Source organism: Nocardia sp. NPDC060220, from assembly GCF_042727815.1.
In the GTDB taxonomy this organism is placed as follows: Bacteria; Actinomycetota; Actinomycetes; order Mycobacteriales; family Mycobacteriaceae; genus Nocardia.
This window is the reverse complement of sequence record NZ_JBHWZY010001101.1, coordinates 1-1,933: the sequence shown is the minus strand read 5'-3', so window position 1 is coordinate 1,933 and position 1,933 is coordinate 1. Positions and strand designations below refer to the sequence as shown.

Below are 1,933 nucleotides of genomic sequence, written 5' to 3'. Positions count from 1 at the left end.
CTAACATATAGCGCACCCCGGGGCTTGCGGCAAGACCCCGGTGATGCCGCACAATCTCTCGGCGAGCCCGCAACCTGCGGGAATCTTGTCGAAGGGGAGTAGTCGATGATCGACGTGATCGTGGTCGGCGGTGGACCGACCGGCATGATGCTGGCCGCCGAATTGAGGCTGCACGCGGTGCGGGTGGTCGTGCTGGAGAAGGACGCGGAGCCGACGAAGATCGTCCGCTCGCTCGGCCTGCACGCGCGCAGTATCGAGATCATGGATCAGCGCGGCCTGCTCGACCGGTTCCTCGCGCTCGGACGCCGACATCCGCTCGGCGGATTCTTCGCCGGCATCCCCACACCGGCGCCCGAGCGACTCGACACCGCCCACCCCTATGTCCTGGCCATCCCGCAACCTCGCACCGATCAGCTGCTGAGCGAGCACGCCACCGAACTCGGTGCCGAGATCCGGCGCGGCACCGAAGTGGTCGGCGTGAGCCAGCGCGACGACGCGGTCACCGTCGAACTGGCCGACGGCACCCGGTTGCGTGCGCGCTATCTCGTCGGCTGCGACGGTGGCCGGAGCACCGTGCGCAGGCTGCTCGGTGTCGCGTTCCCCGGTGAGCCGAGCCGGGTCGAGACCCTGCTCGGCGAAATGGCATTGACCGCGTCACCGGAAACGATCACCGAGGTGATGACCGAAGTCCGCAAGTCCCAGCTGCGATTCGGCGCGATGCCCCTGGCAGACGGGGTCTACCGCGTCCTCGCCCCCGCGGCCGGAGTCGCCGAGGACCGGGCTGTCGCGCCCACCCTCGAGGAAATGAAACAACAGCTCATCGCCACCGCGGGCACCGACTTCGGCGCGCACTCGCCGCGGTGGCTGTCGCGTTTCGGCGACGGCACCCGCCAAGCCGAGCACTACCGCGTCGGCCGCGTGCTGCTGGCAGGCGACGCCGCCCACATCCACCCGCCCACCGGCGGACAGGGCCTGAACCTGGGCGTGCAGGACGCGTTCAACCTCGGCTGGAAACTGGCCGCCGAGATCAACGGCTGGGCGCCGCCGGGCTTGCTCGACACCTACCAGACCGAACGCCACCCCGTGGCCGCCGACGTGCTCGACAACACCCGCGCCCAGATGGAGCTGATGTCACTGGACGCGGGACCACAGGCGGTACGCAGGCTGGTATCTCAGCTGATGGAATTCGACGAGGTGAGCTGCTATCTCACCGAGAAGATCATCGCCATCGCGATCCGTTACGACTTCGGCGAGGGCGACCCACTGCTCGGTCGGCGATTGCGCGATATCGCCTTGAAACGCGGTCGCCTCTACGCGCACATGCACGCGGGCCGTGGACTGCTTCTCGACCAGACCGGCCACCTCTGCGTGCGGGGATGGGCGGACCGGGTCGACCACATCGTCGACGTCAGCGAAGAACTCGACGCCCCCGCGGTACTGCTTCGCCCTGACGGGCATGTGGCATGGGTCGGTCGAGAGCAGCAGGACCTACTCGACCACCTGCCTGTCTGGTTCGGTCGGCGCGACAGCACCGCAGCGATATGAGGTGTCGTCCGCAGCATCGACGGGGATCGTCTGCGCGACAGCGTGGTTGCGCTGACTCGCTGTCGCCCGGAATCATCGGTGTATGAGGCGCGCAGGGGTGGCCCGATGACCGAGTCCGACACATTCGCCACATTCCGGCCACTGCTGTTCACGATCGCCTACGAAATCCTGGGCTGTGCCGCCGACGCCGAGGACGTGTTGCAGGACAGCTACCTTCGCTGGCGCGACGCGACGGAGGTGATGCATCCGCGCGCGTACCTGGTGCAGATCGTCACCCGTCAGGCGATCAATCATCTCCGCACGGTCCGGCGTCGCCGCGAGGATTACGTCGGCACCTGGCTGCCCGAACCGATCCGTACCGCGCCCGACGCGGGGCAGGATGTGTTGC

At 67.8% G+C, this 1,933-nt stretch carries 2 protein-coding genes; both read left to right on the top strand.

The window, feature by feature from the left end; translation table 11 throughout:
* The first annotated feature begins 105 nt into the window (after positions 1-105).
* A complete protein-coding gene (gene rox / locus ACFWF3_RS34095; protein ID WP_379318133.1) occupies positions 106-1,545 on the top strand; it encodes a rifampin monooxygenase in 1,440 nt (479 codons plus the stop codon).
* A 105-nt stretch (positions 1,546-1,650) separates the two neighbouring features.
* On the top strand, positions 1,651-1,933 hold a 283-nt coding region (locus ACFWF3_RS34090), incomplete at its 3' end, for a sigma factor (RefSeq protein ID WP_379318131.1).